General features: G+C 31.8%; 19 protein-coding genes. 17 read left to right on the top strand and 2 right to left on the bottom strand.

The window, feature by feature from the left end; translation table 11 throughout:
- Positions 1–20 precede the first annotated feature (20 nt).
- Positions 21–917 carry a LysR family transcriptional regulator gene (locus tag LNQ49_RS00365; protein WP_229986814.1) on the top strand — a complete coding sequence of 299 codons (897 nt, stop codon included), beginning with the start codon at positions 21–23 and terminating at the stop codon, positions 915–917.
- A 75-nt stretch (positions 918–992) separates the two neighbouring features.
- Complete coding sequence (locus tag LNQ49_RS00360) at positions 993–1,958, top strand: YeiH family protein (RefSeq protein WP_229986813.1); 966 nt, start codon at positions 993–995, stop codon at positions 1,956–1,958.
- A 4-nt stretch (positions 1,959–1,962) separates the two neighbouring features.
- Here the strand turns inward: LNQ49_RS00360 and LNQ49_RS00355 are convergent, their stop codons facing one another.
- The gene (locus LNQ49_RS00355; protein ID WP_229986812.1) at positions 1,963–2,925 is read right to left on the bottom strand and encodes a hypothetical protein; all 963 of its coding nucleotides are present in this window, start codon (positions 2,923–2,925) and stop codon (positions 1,963–1,965) included.
- A 150-nt stretch (positions 2,926–3,075) separates the two neighbouring features.
- Here LNQ49_RS00355 and LNQ49_RS00350 point away from each other — a divergent pair, with 150 nt between their 5' ends.
- Positions 3,076–4,074, top strand: a complete 999-nt coding sequence (locus LNQ49_RS00350) for a zinc dependent phospholipase C family protein (RefSeq protein ID WP_229986811.1) — start codon at positions 3,076–3,078, stop codon at positions 4,072–4,074.
- A gap of 286 nt (positions 4,075–4,360) precedes the next feature.
- On the opposite strand, the gene LNQ49_RS00345 is transcribed toward LNQ49_RS00350, so the two are convergent.
- Positions 4,361–6,454 carry an LTA synthase family protein gene (locus LNQ49_RS00345; protein WP_229986810.1) on the bottom strand — a complete coding sequence of 698 codons (2,094 nt, stop codon included), beginning with the start codon at positions 6,452–6,454 and terminating at the stop codon, positions 4,361–4,363.
- Positions 6,455–6,758: 304 nt separating this feature from the next.
- Between LNQ49_RS00345 and LNQ49_RS00340 the strand changes: the two genes are divergently transcribed.
- The 14 genes from LNQ49_RS00340 to LNQ49_RS00275 all read left to right on the top strand — a co-directional run bounded on the left by LNQ49_RS00340 (position 6,759) and on the right by LNQ49_RS00275 (position 18,796).
- Positions 6,759–7,421 (top strand): response regulator transcription factor, encoded by a 663-nt coding sequence (locus tag LNQ49_RS00340; RefSeq protein WP_229986809.1) that lies wholly within the window; start codon positions 6,759–6,761, stop codon positions 7,419–7,421.
- A 4-nt stretch (positions 7,422–7,425) separates the two neighbouring features.
- Positions 7,426–8,820 carry a sensor histidine kinase gene (locus tag LNQ49_RS00335; protein WP_229986808.1) on the top strand — a complete coding sequence of 465 codons (1,395 nt, stop codon included), beginning with the start codon at positions 7,426–7,428 and terminating at the stop codon, positions 8,818–8,820.
- 345 nt (positions 8,821–9,165) lie between these two features.
- Entirely contained in the window at positions 9,166–10,023 is an 858-nt protein-coding gene (hisG, locus tag LNQ49_RS00330; protein ID WP_229986807.1) for an ATP phosphoribosyltransferase, read from the top strand.
- 78 nt (positions 10,024–10,101) lie between these two features.
- On the top strand, positions 10,102–11,397 hold the full coding sequence (hisD, locus tag LNQ49_RS00325) for a histidinol dehydrogenase (protein WP_229986806.1): 1,296 nt from the start codon (positions 10,102–10,104) through the stop codon (positions 11,395–11,397).
- Positions 11,398–11,400: 3 nt separating this feature from the next.
- The gene (gene hisC / locus LNQ49_RS00320; protein WP_229986805.1) at positions 11,401–12,450 is read left to right on the top strand and encodes a histidinol-phosphate transaminase; all 1,050 of its coding nucleotides are present in this window, start codon (positions 11,401–11,403) and stop codon (positions 12,448–12,450) included.
- An 85-nt stretch (positions 12,451–12,535) separates the two neighbouring features.
- The gene (gene hisB / locus LNQ49_RS00315; RefSeq protein WP_229986804.1) at positions 12,536–13,672 is read left to right on the top strand and encodes a bifunctional histidinol-phosphatase/imidazoleglycerol-phosphate dehydratase HisB; all 1,137 of its coding nucleotides are present in this window, start codon (positions 12,536–12,538) and stop codon (positions 13,670–13,672) included.
- Between the two features lie 69 nt (positions 13,673–13,741).
- Complete coding sequence (gene hisH / locus LNQ49_RS00310; protein ID WP_229986803.1) at positions 13,742–14,329, top strand: imidazole glycerol phosphate synthase subunit HisH; 588 nt, start codon at positions 13,742–13,744, stop codon at positions 14,327–14,329.
- 66 nt (positions 14,330–14,395) lie between these two features.
- Positions 14,396–15,127, top strand: coding sequence for a 1-(5-phosphoribosyl)-5-[(5-phosphoribosylamino)methylideneamino]imidazole-4-carboxamide isomerase (gene hisA, locus LNQ49_RS00305; protein WP_229986802.1), 732 nt, complete (start codon positions 14,396–14,398; stop codon positions 15,125–15,127).
- A 9-nt stretch (positions 15,128–15,136) separates the two neighbouring features.
- Positions 15,137–15,508, top strand: coding sequence for a four helix bundle protein (locus LNQ49_RS00300; protein WP_229986801.1), 372 nt, complete (start codon positions 15,137–15,139; stop codon positions 15,506–15,508).
- A 40-nt stretch (positions 15,509–15,548) separates the two neighbouring features.
- On the top strand, positions 15,549–16,304 hold the full coding sequence (gene hisF, locus LNQ49_RS00295) for an imidazole glycerol phosphate synthase subunit HisF (protein WP_229986800.1): 756 nt from the start codon (positions 15,549–15,551) through the stop codon (positions 16,302–16,304).
- A 10-nt stretch (positions 16,305–16,314) separates the two neighbouring features.
- Positions 16,315–16,869, top strand: coding sequence for an STM3941 family protein (locus LNQ49_RS00290; RefSeq protein ID WP_229986799.1), 555 nt, complete (start codon positions 16,315–16,317; stop codon positions 16,867–16,869).
- A 5-nt stretch (positions 16,870–16,874) separates the two neighbouring features.
- Positions 16,875–17,474: a bifunctional phosphoribosyl-AMP cyclohydrolase/phosphoribosyl-ATP diphosphatase HisIE gene (hisIE, locus tag LNQ49_RS00285; RefSeq protein WP_229986798.1), complete on the top strand. Its 600-nt coding sequence runs from the start codon at positions 16,875–16,877 to the stop codon at positions 17,472–17,474.
- A 78-nt stretch (positions 17,475–17,552) separates the two neighbouring features.
- A complete protein-coding gene (locus tag LNQ49_RS00280; protein WP_229986797.1) occupies positions 17,553–17,972 on the top strand; it encodes a hypothetical protein in 420 nt (139 codons plus the stop codon).
- Between the two features lie 317 nt (positions 17,973–18,289).
- Entirely contained in the window at positions 18,290–18,796 is a 507-nt protein-coding gene (locus tag LNQ49_RS00275; RefSeq protein ID WP_229986796.1) for a hypothetical protein, read from the top strand.
- Positions 18,797–18,847: the final 51 nt, after the last annotated feature.

The raw sequence follows: 18,847 nt of genomic DNA, 5'->3' as shown, positions 1-18,847 counted from the left end.
CGAATTAAAAATTTAAGATTATGGATTTCAGGCTAAAAGTATTTTCTGCTGTTGCAAATAGGTTGAGTTTTACCAAAGCTGCAGCCGAATTGTATATTACACAACCAGCTGTTTCTAAGCATATTCAAGAATTAGAGGAAACCTATAAAACAAAACTTTTTGAACGAAACGGCTCCAAAATCACACTAACTAAAGCTGGAGAAATTCTTTTAAAACATACCAAGGACATATTCGAAATTTATCGAGAAATCGATTTTGATATGAGTACGTTTATCAATGAGCGTCAAGGATTATTACGATTAGGAGCAAGTACAACCATTTCACAATATATCATTCCACCTTTATTGGCTCGCTTTCATCAAAAACTGCAAGACATAAAAGTCAATTTGCTAAACGGAAACACCGAACAAATAGAAAGTGCATTAATCAATAAAGAGATAGAAATTGGAATTGTCGAAGGGCAATCCCGAAACCAATCTATCAAATATACCGAGTTTTTAAAGGATGAATTGGTCTTGGTTTGCAGTAGCAAAAACCCATTAGCCAATAAAAATGAAATTTTATTAGAGGATTTACAGAACTTACGCTTTATAACTCGCGAAAGAGGTTCTGGAACACTTGAAGTTATTGAGTACGCTTTAAAACAATTCAATATCAAGTTATTAGAATTACAAATCGAAATGCAATTGGGAAGCACAGAAAGTATCAAGTCCTATCTCCTAAATTCTGACTGTGTAGCTTTCATGTCCATCCACGCGGTAGACAAAGAACTAAAAAACAACGAATTAATTGTTTTGGATATTGAAAAATTAACAATAGAGCGTTACTTTTATATCATAACCCTACACGGAAAATCTGATGCTCTTACGGAGCTATTTATTAAGAATATGGCAAACTACTATAACTTGAAGTTATAGCCCATCGCAATTTACAATTGGCAATTGTTGCAATAACTATAGATCTTTGTACTGTAATTATTAAATACTATTACCTTGGAAACAAAACAACATACAACAAGCCATTTATTTGAAATTAGTACAATTTCAAAACAGATAATTTTTGCTCTTTTATTATTACTTTGTCTAACTTCAATTATATCTCCTCCAATAGCTTTGTTATTAGGTCTATTGGTCGCTAATTTATCAGGAAACCCTTTTTTACACTTAAATCATAAAGCAATTACTATTTTATTACAATTCTCTGTAGTGGGATTAGGATTTGGAATGAACGCTACAAGTGCGTTAACAGCCGGTAAAGAAGGATTAGTTCTTACTATTGCATCAATATTTAGTACTATAATATTAGGGTATTTTATAGGGAAATGGTTTAACATCGATAAAAAAACATCTCACTTAATCTCTTGTGGAACGGCTATTTGTGGAGGAAGTGCCATTGCTGCAATTGCTCCAGTAATAAAATCAGATGAGAAACAAACATCTATAGCATTAGGAGTAATTTTTATATTAAACTCAATTGCATTGTTTTTATTCCCATATATAGGACATCAATTAGACTTATCACAAAGAGAATTTGGATTATGGTGCGCAGTGGCAATTCACGATACGAGTTCAGTAGTTGGAGCTGCAAATAAATTTGGAGCTGAAGCTTTGCAAATAGCTACAACTGTAAAACTAGCACGTGCCTTATGGATTATTCCTATTGCACTTATCACAACTGTGCTTTTTAAAAACAAACAAACAAAAATTAAAATTCCTTATTTCATTGGATTGTTTATTTTGGCAATGTTACTAAACACTTATGTACCGCAAACCGAAATCATTGCACCAACTTTGGTTCTTTTAGCAAAAATAGGATTAACTGTAACTTTATTCTTAATTGGAGCAGGATTGAATTTAAGTGTTTTAAAAACAGTAGGAGTGAAGCCTTTAGTTCAAGGAGTTCTGCTATGGATAGTTATCGCTAGTTTAAGTTTGGCTTCTATTTTATACTTTAATTAAAAATCTATTTTACGTTAGAAAACTTAACAGTTGGCTCACCAACAATAACATACCATTTTCCATTAAATGAAAGGCGTTTTTCAATCGTGAAATTAAATTGTTTTTTTGTCTTTGCCAATCCATTTATTTCCTTGGGCAGATCTACTTCATAATCGTCTTCTGTCCCTTTTGGTTTGCGATAAAATCCTGTGGTTGTAATTGCAAAATCTCTGAAAAACTTTTTCTTACCATCATTAATAATAGAATAAGCACTTGACCATTGTACATTTTCTTCACCATTGTTAGTGAGATTATAATAACCCAATTCCATTATTGGTTGGTATTTCCCTCCAAAACCTGCTATAAGATAGAGGTAACCTGAATAGGGAGCACCAGCTCCACCATTTGCCTGAATTAATGTAAATGCATATTGATCTTCACCTATTTGTACCAATTTAGGAGAAGGAGCTCGAGAAAATGCTCCAAAAGCAGCAATTCCCGGTTGAAATGATCTCATTTGCCAACTGTTGTCATTTTTTGCAAACTTAGCAATTCCGACTAAACCACCAGAAAATCTCCCAGTTTGAGCGCCGTCAGTATCGTAATTAGAATGATTGAACAGTAGAAGTTTAAATTGATTTCCTTTTGAATCTACATAATCAATATTATCAAGAAGTCTTGTCGCAACACCATCTGTGTAAGGAAACAATTGATCTCCTTCAACTTCATTAACATCTGTATATGGCGTTGGCTTACAATTATTGCATTTCCAACTTATAAAAATATTATCGTCAGTGAGTTTATACAATCTACCAGGAAACAATTTTTGCATCGTTTTTATTGGATCAAACGGATCTGAAACTTGCAATGTTCTTTTCGGATTTAAGATCGTATCGCTAACCTTTTTTAATTGTATAACATCTTCTTGGGCAGTACAGATGAAAGAAAATAAAACTAAAAAAACACTCAAGTAGATAGGGCGACACATATATCAAATTTTAGTGTAAAAATAGTACATAATTTTAAATGTTTTATGAAGGAATGGTAAATTATGTGAAGTTAAATTAACATAATCTTAATGTTATCCTTTTATATTATATTTATTAAATTACATTTGTAGCCCTAATAAATATACAAAATGAAAAAATTTAAAATGAAACCTAAATTTATTGCAATCATAGCGATTGGAATAGGGTTTTTATCATTATCGTGGGGAATTGTTGGTCATGAACGCATCAACAAAGCTGCAGTTATGGCTCTTCCACGACCATTACAAGTGTTTTTTTACAATCACATCGATTTTATTACACAAGAAGCATCCGTTCCAGACATTCGTAAGTATGCTTTAAAATACAAGGAGGAAAATCCAAGACATTATTTTGATATGGAAAACTTCGGTTCTGCCGATAGTTTACCAAAAACATTAGAAGAAGCAACTAAAAAATACGACGCTAAATTTTTATCTGATAATGGAATTTTACCATGGTACATTGAAGAAATGATGGTAAAGCTTACTAAAGCTTTTAAAGATAAAAACCGTGCAGAAATCTTATTTCTTGCAGCTGATTTAGGTCATTATATTGGTGATGCTCACATGCCTTTACATACCTCTGCAAATCATGACGGACAGCTTACTAACCAAAAAGGAATTCATTCACTTTGGGAAAGTAGACTACCTGAATTATTTGTTAAAAAATACAAGCTTAATGTACCAACTGCTCAATATATTGAGAACGTAAACAAAGCAACTTGGGATATTATTAATGATACTCATAGCTTAATCGTACCATTATTAGCAGCTGATAAAAAGTTAAGAGAAGCAACTACCGAAAAAGAAATGTTTGTTGTTGATAAAGACGGAAATTTTATCAAAAACAAATACAATGCTTTACAATACACAGATGCTTATGCTTCAAAATTCCATGCTTCTTTAGACGGAATGGTTGAGAAACAAATGAAAAAAGCAATCACTGCTACAGCAAGTTTCTGGTATACTGCATGGGTTAACGCTGGAAAACCAGATTTAAGTGATCTAGATTCTCCAATGGTTACACAAAGAAACAACCAAGCTTTAAAAGATGATTTGAAATTATTTCAAAGCGGAAGCCTTTTTGGAATGAAAAACCAAGATGACTAAACTGCAAAGGTTCTGAGGTTCTGAGGTTCTGAGGTTCTGAGGTTCTGAGGTTCTGAGGTTCTGAGGTTCTGAGGTTCTGAGGTTCTGAGGTTCTATAAAAAAAAAGCGTCAAATTCAATAGAATTTGACGCTTTTTTTATACGATAAGATGTCTTCAACCTTCAAAAATTTCTAGATTACAATAGACAACCTTTGTCCCTCTGAGCCTTAGCAACTTTGTCACTTAGTTACTCAGAACCTTTAGAGCCTTAGAACCTAAAAAAACACTTAGAAACTTCAGTAAAACCTACTTCTCATACTTTTTATGCTTCAACATATCCGAAGCCGTTTGATAGTACGAAATTGTCTCGTTTACCAAATCAGTTCTTTCTTTCGTTAATGGAATTTCATCATAGAAAATCTGATATTCAGGTGCAATACCTTCCTTTGGAATCAAGTTTAATTGAAACTGCTTTACCTTTTGCTTTGGAGAAAGTATTGTTAAAACATTATCTTTTATTAATCCCATATCTTGGTACGTAGCAATAAAAGCTCTTGGTTTATAATCAGATTTTAAAACATCTTCTCCATAAAACTTACTTTCATAGCTAAAGTTTAATAAACCAAATAAAGTAGGCATAATATCTATTTGCGACATTAGTGTATTATACTTCTGAGCTGGAATAAATCCTGGGCTATAGATAAAAGCAGGAATTCTATATTTATCAAGAGGAAGTTCTGTTTTTCCAGCACTCGACGCACAATGATCGGCTACAATTACAAAAACAGTATTCTTAAACCAAGGTTGCTTACTCGCCATTTCAAAGAATCTTTTCAGCGCATAATCAGTATATTTTACACCTCCATCACGCGATTTAGCATCGCCTGGAATATCAATTTTATCATTTGGATATGTAAACGGACGGTGGTTACTCACGGTCATAATATGATTGAAGAACGGTTTATTTGCTTTAGCTTCAGCATTCATAACTTTTATTGCCTTATTAGACATGTCTTCATCACAAACACCCCAAACATTTGAAAAAGTAATTTCGTCGCGAGTAAAACTTGATTTATCTACAATATCATAATTATTACCAGAAAAGAAATCCCTCATATTATCAAAATATGCATCACCACCATAAAGATATTTTGTAGTATATCCTTTCTTCATAAAAATAGATCCTGTTGAGAATTTATTCTTATTATCTTTTCTTTTAACTACGCTTTCTCCTGCGGTAGGAGGAATGCTTAAAGTTACAGCCTCCAAACCACGAACTGTTCTATTTCCAACAGCATATAGATTAGTAAACTCTAAACTTTTATCAGCTAAGCTATCCAAGAAAGGAGTTATATTCTGGTCATTACCATAGCGCTTCATAAACTCAGCACTATAACTTTCAATTGTAATTAAAACTACATTTTTATGAATTTCAGCTGAGTCACTTTGTATTTTTCGCAAAGTACTTTCACCTGAGATGGTAGGTAATTGTTGTTTCAATATTCCGTAAGCCTGAGCATTAGGAATTGTTTTGTAAAATTTAAAGTAATCTAAACTACTATTTATATAAGCTAAATAAAATTTATATAATCCGTTTGATTGCAACTCATTCGAAAATGTATTTTCTGAATTTTCAGTAAGTGCTAAACGTGGAATAAAAAATAAGGAAAAAGCAAAAAGTGTAATGTATAATGCTGAAGTTTTTACCTTCTCAACAAACGTGGGAATGTTATCAATATAAATTCTTGTTCGTTTAACGATAAAGTAAGTTACGGTTCCAGCGATTAAAAACAATGCCGAAAACAATGGAACAACAGGATACGACTGCATTATGTTACCAATAACTTCATTGGTGTAAACCAAATAATTGACTGCAATAAAGTTATATTTTACACCAAATTCATTCCAGAAAAAATACTCACTAATTCCATTTTGTAAAATTAGAAGCACATATAGAAAGATTACAAATGCAAAGAGCCAAAATCTAATTTTGTCACGATAATTAGGAAGGAAAAGTAACAAGCCAAACAAAAATGTTTTTATACCAATGAATATAAGAACTATTTCTGGCAATGCCCCTCCATATTCATTAAGAATACTTTTACCGCTAGCTACATAAAGGAACAGTGCTAAAAGAACACCAAAAATAATATAACCTGTAGGTTTTAGATATTTAGAATTGGATATAAAAATTAGATACAACCATAAAAAAACACTGGCAATAACAAAAACAAAAACATCTGAAACCAATCCAATTCCAAAAATTTTTATTGTGTCAATAAAACTAAAGGATGCTTCGGTTATGGGGTGAAAAAATAAAACTAGTCTTAATACAAAACTTACTAGCAAATAAAATAAAGCGAGATAATAAAACGGAGCGAGTTTTTTATATAATGTCATCTTAAAAAAATTTGTTGCAAATTTAACTGTTTCTCTTTGTAGACTATTAACTTAACCTTTTGCGTAACTTAGAATTACCTTAAGATTCCCTTAAGATAATACATTTTGTGTACTTTATTAAGACATTGAGTTCATTTATTTTAAGAGTACTATTCTTCTAAAAATATATATTTTTTGAATTTGAAATACCATCACTTTGCGAACCCAATTTAAAAACCTCTATCTTTGAAAGTAGTAAACTAGCTTATTAATAAATCGTATTAGTAGGTAAGTAACATAAGTTTAAATACAAATAAATTTAAAAATGCATATTTTAATAGTCGAAGATGAAGCTGGCATTGTGCAATTTCTTAAACAAGGTTTGGAAGAAGAAGGATATGAAATCACTGCTGCTTCTGATGGATTAATTGGCTTTGAATTATCACAAAAACAAAAATTTGATCTAATTCTACTTGATTGGATGCTTCCTAAAATCAATGGATTAGACTTATGTAAAGCCATTAGAATTAAAGATACTACAACACCAATACTTTTCTTAACGGCAAAAGATACTATCCTTGAAACTATAGAAGGATTAAAAGCGGGTGCAAATGATTATATAAAAAAACCATTTAGCTTTGAAGAGTTGATTGAACGAATTAGAATTCATTTCAGAAACCAAAGCACTCCTGAAATACTCACACTTGGTACTATCAAAATTAATTTAGCACAACATACTGTTTGTACAAATGGTGTTGAAGTATCGCTTACACAAAGAGAATTTGAATTACTAACATATTTGGTTAAGAATAAAGGAAATGTGTGTACTCGAAATCAGATTTTGCAAGCTGTATGGCAGATTAATTTTGAATATGACACAAGTGTAATTGATGTTTTTATGAATGCAATTCGGAAAAAATTGAATTTAAAAATCGAAGAAGATTACATAAAAACAATCCGTGGTATTGGTTATATCGCAAACGACTAATAAAATGTTACAATTTTCATTCAAGGACCGAATCGCATTTAATTATATTGCGATCACTGCATTATTAATTTTTGTAGTGTTTTTTACTATCTATACGATTGTAAAACAAAATGTTTACAGTCATATCGATAACGATATTATAATAGAAATTAAAAATCATCTAGAGGAGATCAATACTAAAAATGGTACTTTAACTTTGATAGATGTAGAGGAGTGGAACGAACGCGAACATAATACTGTTGATGTAAACCCCGTTTTCGTTCAGTTTTTAGATTTAAAGGGAACGATTATAGAAAAATCACCCAATTTAAAATCTGAAACCTTAGTTTTTCATAGTCAAAAAGACAATTATGAATTGTTTAATACCAAATTATTAGACAATATCATCCGACAGATACAAGTGCCTATTTATGTAGATAATAAAAAAATAGGATCTTTAATTGTTGCCATGTCTTTAACCGATTCTACAATGGTACTCGACAACTTGTTCTATATATTGGTTGTAGCCTTTCCGCTTATTTTGATATTGTTGTTTTTTATCGCAAGATTTTTTGCTGGAAAAAGTATTAAACCTATTAATACTATTATCAAAACATCGAATATTATTACTAAAGACAATTTAAAAACTAGAATTCCACTACCAGGAAATCGAGATGAATTATATGTATTATCAAAAACTATAAATAGCTTATTAGAAAGAATTGAGAATGCACTTGAAAGAGAAAAACAATTTACCTCTGATGCTTCACATGAATTAAGAACACCGCTAACAATAATTAAAGGGACACTAGAAGTTTTAATACGTAAACCACGTGATAGTAAGGAATATGAAGAAAAAATAAATTTTTGTATTTCTGAAGTCGACCGACTGAATGCATTGGTCGATCAATTGTTATTATTGGCCCGATTTGGAGATAAAGGCCAAGATTTAAAAAAAGAAAAAGTATATTTAAATGCCCTTATTTTAGACACAATATCACGACATTCAAATACCATTCAGTCTAAAAAAATTCAACTTTCAACAAAATTCCATAGGGATTACTGCTTAGATACTGATCCTTATTTGCTGACTATAATCTTTAACAACTTAATATCTAATGCTCTTAAATATTCTAAGCAAGATGGCAAATTAGACATTGTTGTAACTGATATTGCAAATGGTATTGAATGTCAGATTATCGATTTTGGAATCGGGATTCCATCTGAAGATTTACAAAAAGTATTCAATCAGTTTTTCCGCTCACATGCTGAATTATATCCCGAAATAAAAGGAATTGGTTTAGGATTATCTATTGTAAAAAAAATAAGTCAATTATTAGATATCTCTATTTCAGTTTCAAGTAAGTTGAATGAAGGAACTGTCGTAAAACTTATTTTTAATGAAAATTCACAACATTAAAACTTAATAAAGCAAATGCATTTTCTTTAGATAAATAGCAATGTTTACGGGCTATAAGCCTGCAGAATTTTTAAATTTAACAATAAAATCATTTTAAGTTAAATTAAAAATTGCTTTTTAATTTAATTATCTAGTATATTTGCAAACGAATCAAAGAAAAAAAACAAAGCAAAGTTATGTCATTAATTCAATTACATCATCATCATTTTCATTATTGCTCTCAAGCGATGTGTTAATGGTATGCGTGTAAATCATCATATTTTAAAACCCGTTTGAGTACTCAAACGGGTTTTTTTGTATCCAATCCTTTGTACTCAAACTATTAATTTAAATCAAAAAACTAAAATGAGTACATTAAAAATTGCAATTCAAAAATCAGGTCGTTTAAACGAAGAAAGCATTCAAATCTTAAAAGATTGCGGAATTTCGATAGACAACGGTAACGACCAATTAAAAGCAGAAGCTACCAATTTCCCTTTAGAAGTTTTATTCTTAAGAAACTCAGATATCCCACAATATCTAATAGATGGTGTTGTAGATGCTGCTATTGTTGGGGATAACTTATTAGTTGAAAAAGGAAAAGGAATCCAAATTGCACAGAAATTAGGATTTTCTAAATGCAAAGTTTCTGTTGCTGTACCTAAAGCTTTTGAATACAATTCCATAAAAGACCTTGACGGATTGCGTATTGCAACATCATACCCAAATACTGTTACTGATTATTTTAATTCATTTGGATTAACTGTAGACATTCACCAAATTTCTGGTTCTGTGGAGATTGCTCCAAATATTGGTCTTGCTGATGCTATTGTAGATATTGTTTCTAGTGGGAGTACATTGTTTAAAAACAACCTAAAGGAAGTAGAGATAATCCTAAAAAGCGAAGCTGTTCTTGCCGTTTCTCCAAAGATAAACCCTGAAAACCAAAAACTAATTGACACCCTTAAATTTAGAATAGAATCTGTTCTTAGGGCTAGAAAATCAAGATATATTCTGATGAATATACCGAATGATCGAATCGAAGAAGTTGGAAAAATACTCCCAGTTCTACGAAGCCTTACTGTGTTGCCACTGGCACAAGAAGGATGGAGTAGTGTACATTCGGTAATAGATAAAGATACTTTTTGGGACGTAATAGATAAATTAAAAGATGTTGGAGCAGAAGGAATTTTAGTCTGTCCAATTGAGAAAATGGTCCTTTAAGACTTTGTATTCCAGCTTTAGGCTGTAAGCTTTATCTAAACAAATATGCGTAAAGCATAGCATAAAAAACAAAAAAAAATGAACAAGATATATAGTCCAAAACCCGAAACTTGGTCAGAAATATTAAAAAGACCAACTAAAACAATCGATGATATCGAGGTTACGGTTAAAGAAATTTTTAAAGAAGTACAGAAAAAAGGAGATGAAGCCGTTTCTAAATACACTTCTATCTTTGATGGGATTGCTTTAGAAAACAATGAAGTATCCCAAGACGAAATAAACGAAGCAATAGCTTCAATTGCAGAGGAATTAAAAGAGGCTATTCAGTTAGCGAAAAGCAACATTTACAAGTTCCACTCAGCACAAAAAACAGAAAGAATAACTATCGAAACTACCGAAGGAGTTAATTGCTGGCAAGAAAAAAGACCAATACAAAAAATTGGTTTATATATCCCTGGAGGTACAGCGCCTTTATTTTCTACCGTTTTAATGCTTGCCGTTCCTGCTAAAATTGCGGGTTGCAACGAAATTGTTTTATGCTCGCCACCTGATAAAAATGGAAAGATAAATCCTGCTATTTTGTATGCAGCTAATTTATGTGGGGTTACCAGAATTATAAAAGTAGGAGGGATTCAAGCTATTGCAGGAATGACCTTTGGTACCGAAACTATTCCTAAAGTATATAAAATATTTGGCCCTGGAAATCAGTTTGTAACAGTAGCAAAACAATTAGCAACACAGTTTGGTGTAGCAATAGACATGCCTGCTGGTCCATCAGAATTATTAGTTGTGGCAGATGATAGTGCAATTCCTGCCTTTGTCGCTTCTGACTTATTATCACAGGCTGAACACGGAACTGATAGTCAGGTAATTTTGGTTTCTACCTCAAAAAAATTAATTGATGCAGTAGAAAATGAAATTCAATCTCAAATTGCCGTTTTGCCTAGAAAAGCGATTGCTGAGAAAGCCATAGCTAATTCAAAACTAATTTTTGTAGAAAACAACACTATTGCCCTTGAATTGATTAATGAATATGGTCCTGAGCACTTTATTATTTGTACAGAAGATGATGATTTTTACGCTGATGGAATATATAATGCTGGATCAGTTTTTATTGGCAATTACACCCCTGAGAGCGCAGGCGATTACGCCTCAGGAACCAATCATACCTTACCAACAAACGGTTATGCCAAGAATTATAGTGGCGTAAATCTAGATAGCTTTATGAAATCAATGACTTTCCAGAAAATAACCGAAAAAGGAATCCTAACTATTGGTAAAGCCATCGAAGTTATGGCGGCAGCTGAAGGGTTGCAAGCACATAAGAATGCAGTAACACTGCGTTTGGCTGAGATAAACGCTATAAAAATTTAAAAAATGGAAAATTTTGATATAAATAACCTAGTACGCAAAAATGTAAAATCTTTAAAACCCTATTCGTCTGCACGTGATGAGTTTGAAGATTTTGATACTGCTAATATGGTTTTCTTAGATGCTAACGAAAATCCATTTGAAAATGGTGTAAATAGGTATCCTGATCCACAGCAAAATAGCGTAAAACAGATTTTGGCAAAACAAAAAAATGTCAACCAAAATCAGATATTATTAGGGAATGGGAGTGATGAAGTACTTGATTTATTGTTTCGTGCCTTTTGTGAACCAAAAAAAGACAATGTAATTTCATTACCTCCAACCTACGGAATGTACAGTGTGTTGGCCAATATAAATGATGTAGAAAATAGAGAGGTTTTACTTTCGGGAGATTTTCAACCACAGATTGAAAAAATAATAAGTGCTGTAGATGAAAATACTAAAATCATCTTTTTGTGCTCGCCAAACAACCCAACTGGAAACTCATTTTCAGATGAAAGCGTAGTTACCTTATTACAGAATTTTAAAGGCTTGATAGTTATCGATGAAGCTTATATCGATTTCTCTAAAAAGGAAAGTTGGATTAACGAATTGGATGCATATCCTAATTTAATAATTACTCAAACGCTCTCTAAAGCATACGGATTGGCTGGAATACGCTTAGGAATTTGCTATGCGACAGAAGCGGTTATAACTATTTTAAACAAAATAAAGCCTCCGTATAATGTAAATGAATTAACGCAGCAAAGAGCCGGTTTACGATTAAAAGAAACAGCCAAAATAAATTCGGAAATAGCATCTATAATAAGACAAAGAGAATTATTACTTAAAGTATTACTTGATGTGTATTTTGTTGAAAAAGTATATCCTACTGAGGCTAATTTTGTACTAGTAAAAGTAGATGATGCTAACAAAAGATACGATCAATTAATTGCTAAAGGAATCGTTATAAGAAACAGAAGTACGCAGCCTTTGTGTGAAAATTGCTTGCGTCTTACTATTGGAACTGAAGCAGAAAATGCTATATTAATTAAAGAATTGAAGGCATTGAAATAAAAGTTTAACCGCAAAACACCTATTGGTTTTGCACGCAGATTTTGCAGATTAAATTCACATCCTTGCCATTTAGAAAATAAATAACATGAAAAAAATACTTTTTATTGACCGTGACGGAACCATGGTCCTTGAACCAGCAGATTACCAATTAGATAGTTTTGAGAAACTAGAATTTTACCCAAAAGCATTTCAATATTTGGCTAAAATTGCCAATGAGCTGGATTACGAATTAGTAATGGTAACGAATCAAGACGGATTAGGAACTGATTCGCATCCTGAAAGCACCTTCTGGCCAACGCATAACTTTATTATAAAAGCTTTTGAAAATGAAGGAGTTGTATTTGATGCTGTTTTTATAGACAAAACGTTCCCTCATGAGAATGCTCCAACACGCAAACCAAGAACAGGAATGCTTACTGCATACTTAAACAATCCTGTATATGATTTAGAAAATTCATTTGTTTTAGGAGACCGTTTAACTGATGTAGAATTGGCTAAAAATCTAGGTTCAAAAGCTATTTTTATTAATACTGACGAAGGACTAGGAAGCGCCGAAGTTGCCTCAAAAAGAGAAGAGCTAGATAGTGTTATCGCTTTACAAACCACTGATTGGAAGACTATCTATGAGTTTTTAAAGCTTGAAGCTCGTTCGGCTTCGATTACGCGTAAAACCAACGAAACAGACATTTACATTAACTTAAATCTTGACGGAACAGGAAAGAGTAAAATCGAAACCGGAATTGCCTTTTTTGATCATATGCTAGACCAAATTGCACGTCATGGACAAATGGATCTTGAAATTCTTGTAAAAGGGGATCTTGAAGTCGATGAACACCACACTATTGAAGACACTGCAATCGCGCTAGGTGAAGTTTTTGCTAAAGCATTAGGGAACAAATTAGGAATTGAGCGTTATGGCTTTTGCTTGCCAATGGACGACTGTTTATCGCAAGTGGCTATAGATTTTGGAGGCAGAAATTGGTTGGTTTGGGAAACCGAATTCAAACGCGAAATGGTAGGTAAAATGCCTACTGAAATGTTTTATCATTTCTTTAAATCGTTTTCTGATGGCGCTAAAGCAAATATCAATATTAAAGCCGAAGGAACTAACGAACATCACAAGATCGAAGCAATCTTTAAAGCCTTTGCAAAAGCGATAAAAGTTGCAGTAAAACGCGATACTGAGAAAATGATTCTACCGTCGACAAAAGGAATGTTGTAAAAACGTAATAAGCTAAAAGTATTAGGCATTAGACCTAAAGCTTACGGCTTACGACTTAAATTTTTTTTAATGAAAATAGTAATTATAAATTACGGTGCAGGAAATATTCAAAGCATTATGTTTGCCATCGAAAGATTGGGATTTAAAGCCATTTTGAGTAATGACCCTGACGAAATACAAGCAGCAGATAAAGTTATTTTTCCTGGTGTTGGCGAGGCAAGTTCTGCAATGAAAAAATTGATTGAAAGTGGTTTAGATGGTTTGATTTCGAATTTAAAACAACCCGTTCTAGGAATTTGTTTAGGAATGCAATTAATGTGCAAATCATCTGAAGAAGGAAATACGTCTGGATTAGGGATTTTTGATGTAGATGTAATAAAATTTACACCATCAGTAAAAGTGCCTCAAATGGGCTGGAACACAATTTACAATTTGCAATCACCATTGTTTGCAGGAATTAATGAAAACGAATATATGTATTTGGTACATAGTTTTTATGCACCACTTTGCAAAAATGCAATAGCTACTACTAATTATGAAGTAGAATACGCATCGGCTTTGCAGAAAAACAATTTTTACGGAACCCAATTTCACCCAGAAAAGAGTGGAGATGTGGGAGAGAAAATCCTTGGAAATTTTCTTAAATTGAATAATTAAAAATTTAAAGCTTGAATGATTAAGCCCAGTAAATTATTAATTTTTAAAACTTTAAATAAAAAATAAATGAGAATAATACCAGCCATAGATATCATTGAAGGAAAATGTGTTCGCTTATCAAAAGGTGACTACAATACTAAAATTATATACAATGAAAACCCACTTGAAGTAGCCAAATCATTTGAAGCACATGGAATAGAATACCTGCATTTGGTTGATTTAGATGGGGCAAAATCAAGTCAAATCGTGAATTATAAAATTCTGGAACAAATTGCTACAAAAACCAGCCTGAAAATTGATTTTGGTGGTGGATTAAAATCCGATGCCGATTTGAAAATTGCTTTTGAAAGTGGTGCAAATCAAATTACTGGCGGGAGTATTGCAGTAAAAAACAGAGAACTATTCGAAAACTGGATTGTCGAATATGGTGCTGATAAAATAATTCTTGGTGCTGATGCAAACAATGAGAAAGTAGCCGTTTCGGGTTGGTTAGAAAATTCTAATGAAGATTTAATTCCGTTTATTCAGAATTATCAAAGCAAAGGAATTCAATACGTTATTTGCACTGATATCGCCAAAGACGGAATGCTTGAAGGTCCAAGTTTTGATTTGTATGCAAAGATTTTGGCAGAAGCAAAAGAAATAAAACTAATCGCTTCTGGTGGAATTTCAACATTTGATGAATTACCCAAACTAGCCGAATTAGGTTGTGAAGGAACAATCATCGGAAAAGCAATTTACGAAGGAAGAATTTCATTAAAACAATTGGAAAGCTATGTATTAAGTAGTAATTATTAAGTATGAAATATGAATGCGGATAAAGATGTTATAAGAAGTAAAAGTTTTTCTTTTGCAATAAGAATAGTTAATTTTTATAAAATATTAAATAGTAGAGGTGAATATGTTATGAGTAAGCAAATACTTCGGTCAGGAACTTCTATCGGGGCAAATATAAGGGAGGCAAAAAATGCAGAAAGCAAAGCCGATTTCATTCATAAAATGGGAATTTCTCAAAAAGAAGCAGATGAAACTTTATATTGGTTAGAGCTTTTACACGCAACAGATTATATTTCCCAAGAAGAATTTTCAAGCATGAATAATGATGGAATCGAAGTTTTAAAATTGGTAAAAAGTATTATAATAAGCACAAAGAACAATCTTAAAAAACTCAATACTTAATACTTAATACTTCATCCTTAATAATTAATACTTACTATAAATGTTAGCAAAAAGAATCATTCCTTGTCTTGATATAAAGAACGGAAGAACTGTAAAAGGAGTAAATTTCGTAGATTTACGTGATGCTGGAGATCCAGTAGAATTGGCTAAAATATACTCCGATGAGGGTGCTGATGAATTGGTTTTTCTTGATATTTCGGCAACCGAAGAAAGAAGAAAAACATTGATTGATTTAGTTCGAAAAGTAGCTTCAACAATTAATATTCCGTTTACTGTTGGTGGCGGTATTTCATCAGTAGATGATGTTGCTGTTTTACTAAATAACGGAGCCGATAAAGTATCTATTAATTCCTCTGCGGTAAAAAACCCGCAGTTAATTAATGATTTAGCTCAAAAATTTGGCAGTCAATGTGTCGTTGTCGCCATAGATGCTAAACAAATCAATGGACAATGGATTGTGCATTTAGTGGGCGGAAAGGTTCCAACGGAACTAAACTTATTCGATTGGGCTGTAGAAGTTGCAGCACGTGGCGCAGGGGAGATTTTGTTTACCTCAATGGATAATGATGGAACAAAAAACGGATTTGCAAACGAGGCTTTAGCTACACTTTCGACATTAGTCAATATTCCGATTATCGCATCGGGTGGAGCAGGAAACATACAGCATTTTGTAGATACTTTTAAAGAAGGTAAGGCTGATGCAGCACTAGCAGCAAGCGTTTTTCACTTTAAAGAGATTGAAATCAAAGACTTAAAACAAGAACTTAGAAACAATAAAATAGAAGTTAGACTTTAAATTATTAAATATGGAAATCAAAGACAGGGTAGAAGTTGCACTAAGCAAAAAGAAATTAATAATGTTATTATTTTTCTCCGTCTTATTTTTAGCAATAAGTCTTTGGATATTAACCAGTCAACCCGAAGTGAGCAATCCTTTATTTGGAAATTTCATTATAAAAAATGTAGCCTCAATATTAGGCGTTTTAATGGGAGGATTCGGGATTTACTTTTTTGCAAAAAAAATATTCGATAAGAAGCCTGGAGTCATTATCGATAACATTGGGATTATCGATAATTCTTCAGGAGTTTCAATAGGAAGAATTCTTTGGTCTGACGTTATGATTATTGATCACAGAGAATTTTTAAATCAAAAGTCAGTAACTATTTATCTGAAAAAACCAGAAGAATATATTAATAGAGTAACCAATCCAATTAAGAAAAGATTACTAAAAATGAATTTTAAAGAAACGGGATCTCCTGTGAATATTTCTCCCAATGGACTAAAAATTCCTTTTAACGAACTGAAATACATAATAACGCAAAAATTCGAAGAATTTCAAGCAAATAAGACTTTAGACTAAAAGATATGAATATAGATTTTTCAAAAAATAACGATGGGTTAATCCCTGCAATAATTCAAGATAGCGAAACTAAAAACGTTTTGATGCTGGGTTATATGAACGAAGAAGCATACCTAAAAACCATAGAAACTCAAAAGGTAACTTTCTATAGCCGTACCAAAAAACGATTGTGGACAAAAGGTGAGGAGAGTGGCAATTTTTTACACTTAAAAAGTATCAAAAATGATTGCGACAATGACACATTATTAATTCAGGTACAACCCGAAGGACCAACCTGTCATACAGGAGCTGATACATGCTGGCAAGAAGAAAATAAGACTACTTATGGATTCATCTCTGATCTTGAAAATACAATCAAATCAAGAAGAGAGAATGCAGATTCAGAAAAAAGTTATGTTGCTTCATTATTCAAATTAGGGATTAATAAAATTGCACAAAAAGTAGGAGAAGAAGCCGTAGAAGTAGTTATTGAAGCCAAAGATGATAATGATGATTTATTCTTAAGCGAGAGTGCCGATTTGCTTTTTCACTACCTTATACTATTGCAAGCCAAAGGTTTTCAATTAAACGATGTGATAAACGTATTAAAAAACCGTCAAAAATAACAAAAAAATAAATCTAAATTCTTGTTAATTCAAACTAAATAATGGAACTGTTTTGCAATATTTGCAAAAAAGGATACTATGGATTTAGAGATAATCAAGACAAAGTTTTTAAAAAATGAAGAATTAAGCCACGAGGAAGTACTTTTAGTATTAGAAGATATGATAGAAACCGTTTTAGGAAACGGAAAATTTGATAATAAAATGAATGCTTTCTATACAAGCCATAACTATTCACTTATATTGGCAACCATTTTAGAAAATAAAATAGAAGTACCATCTGATTTAGATTTTAAACTGGAGAACGTTAACAGGTTTGCAAAAAAGGAGCACATAAAAAATGCTCAAATCGCGAGAAATTTGGGTGTGTTTTTAATAGCATTTAGTATAATCTATTATTTCTTAACAGATGGGCAAATTATGCGTTATAGTATTATCGTTCTTGTGGTTGGCCTATTATTCCTATTTAAGGGAGTTGATAAATTAAAAAAATTAAGATAACAAGATTTTAAAATATTGACATTAAGACACATCTACAACAAGCAATCTATGGAGAGTATTTACTCCATAAACTCAAAAGACTTGAAGAGAGTAGGTTGATGAAATCCATATTCTGAACTATTGTAAGGAGCTGTTCCTGCTATTCGCTATATCTTTATATTTTTAAAGAAAAAGTATAAAGGATACCGCTACTATCAGGGCTAGAATATTTTATTTCAAAAAAAAGTTTACTTTAGTATAAAAAATCGATGAAGTTGTTTGCCTTTTTATTTTTATTTATAATTCCTTCTTTTAATTTTGATTACAAAAAAAACATTTTGTCATACTCAATTGTTATTTCAAAAGCCGATTTAATTGTCGAGGGGTCAGTCACAAAAATTATAAAAGGAAAATACGAATTCACAATAAATGAATACATAAAAGGAAAATCAACTCCAAAAATCTATGTAACAATTTGGGATGAGTGGACGTGTGACCGTAGAATAGAAAAATTGAAAGTGGGTCAGAAGTTAATTCTCTTTTTAGAAAAAAGTAAGACTGAGTATTCAGTAATTAACCAAAGTACAGGAGAATTATTTGTTAAAAAAGATAATACAGTTAGTACATTCATGCTTCTAAAATTCCCAAAAGCGCCAGTTCTAAAAAAAGGAATTTCGATGTTCTTAGAAACATATAGTTGCTACGGAGATTTAAATGATAGATTTTTACAAAATATGTACTTTCAAAAAAAGAAATCCTCTACTGAAATTAATAAGATGAAAAAAGAGAATGATTTTTTTAAGTATTTATCAGAAGAAGAACTTAAATATTATACTGTAAAATAAATACACCTAGTAAAAGAAATAAACTATATAATAAATACTCGACGAGGAGTA

This window comes from Flavobacterium pisciphilum, assembly GCF_020905345.1.
GTDB lineage: Bacteria > Bacteroidota > Bacteroidia > Flavobacteriales > Flavobacteriaceae > Flavobacterium > Flavobacterium pisciphilum.
The sequence above is the reverse complement of the archived record's forward strand: the minus strand, read 5'-3'. Positions and strand labels throughout refer to the sequence as shown.

Excerpts from the sequence above, each read along its gene's own strand:
- LNQ49_RS00365 (WP_229986814.1), top strand. The coding sequence starts at position 21 with ATGGATTTCAGGCTAAAAGTATTTTCTGCTGTTGCAAATAGGTTGAGT.
- LNQ49_RS00355 (WP_229986812.1), bottom strand. The coding sequence starts at position 2,925 with ATGTGTCGCCCTATCTACTTGAGTGTTTTTTTAGTTTTATTTTCTTTC.
- LNQ49_RS00350 (WP_229986811.1), top strand. The coding sequence starts at position 3,076 with ATGAAAAAATTTAAAATGAAACCTAAATTTATTGCAATCATAGCGATT.
- LNQ49_RS00345 (WP_229986810.1), bottom strand. The coding sequence starts at position 6,454 with ATGACATTATATAAAAAACTCGCTCCGTTTTATTATCTCGCTTTATTT.
- LNQ49_RS00340 (WP_229986809.1), top strand. The coding sequence starts at position 6,759 with ATGCATATTTTAATAGTCGAAGATGAAGCTGGCATTGTGCAATTTCTT.
- LNQ49_RS00335 (WP_229986808.1), top strand. The coding sequence starts at position 7,426 with ATGTTACAATTTTCATTCAAGGACCGAATCGCATTTAATTATATTGCG.
- hisG (WP_229986807.1), top strand. The coding sequence starts at position 9,166 with ATGAGTACATTAAAAATTGCAATTCAAAAATCAGGTCGTTTAAACGAA.
- hisD (WP_229986806.1), top strand. The coding sequence starts at position 10,102 with ATGAACAAGATATATAGTCCAAAACCCGAAACTTGGTCAGAAATATTA.
- hisC (WP_229986805.1), top strand. The coding sequence starts at position 11,401 with ATGGAAAATTTTGATATAAATAACCTAGTACGCAAAAATGTAAAATCT.
- hisB (WP_229986804.1), top strand. The coding sequence starts at position 12,536 with ATGAAAAAAATACTTTTTATTGACCGTGACGGAACCATGGTCCTTGAA.
- hisH (WP_229986803.1), top strand. The coding sequence starts at position 13,742 with ATGAAAATAGTAATTATAAATTACGGTGCAGGAAATATTCAAAGCATT.
- hisA (WP_229986802.1), top strand. The coding sequence starts at position 14,396 with ATGAGAATAATACCAGCCATAGATATCATTGAAGGAAAATGTGTTCGC.
- LNQ49_RS00300 (WP_229986801.1), top strand. The coding sequence starts at position 15,137 with ATGAATGCGGATAAAGATGTTATAAGAAGTAAAAGTTTTTCTTTTGCA.
- hisF (WP_229986800.1), top strand. The coding sequence starts at position 15,549 with ATGTTAGCAAAAAGAATCATTCCTTGTCTTGATATAAAGAACGGAAGA.
- LNQ49_RS00290 (WP_229986799.1), top strand. The coding sequence starts at position 16,315 with ATGGAAATCAAAGACAGGGTAGAAGTTGCACTAAGCAAAAAGAAATTA.
- hisIE (WP_229986798.1), top strand. The coding sequence starts at position 16,875 with ATGAATATAGATTTTTCAAAAAATAACGATGGGTTAATCCCTGCAATA.
- LNQ49_RS00280 (WP_229986797.1), top strand. The coding sequence starts at position 17,553 with ATGGATTTAGAGATAATCAAGACAAAGTTTTTAAAAAATGAAGAATTA.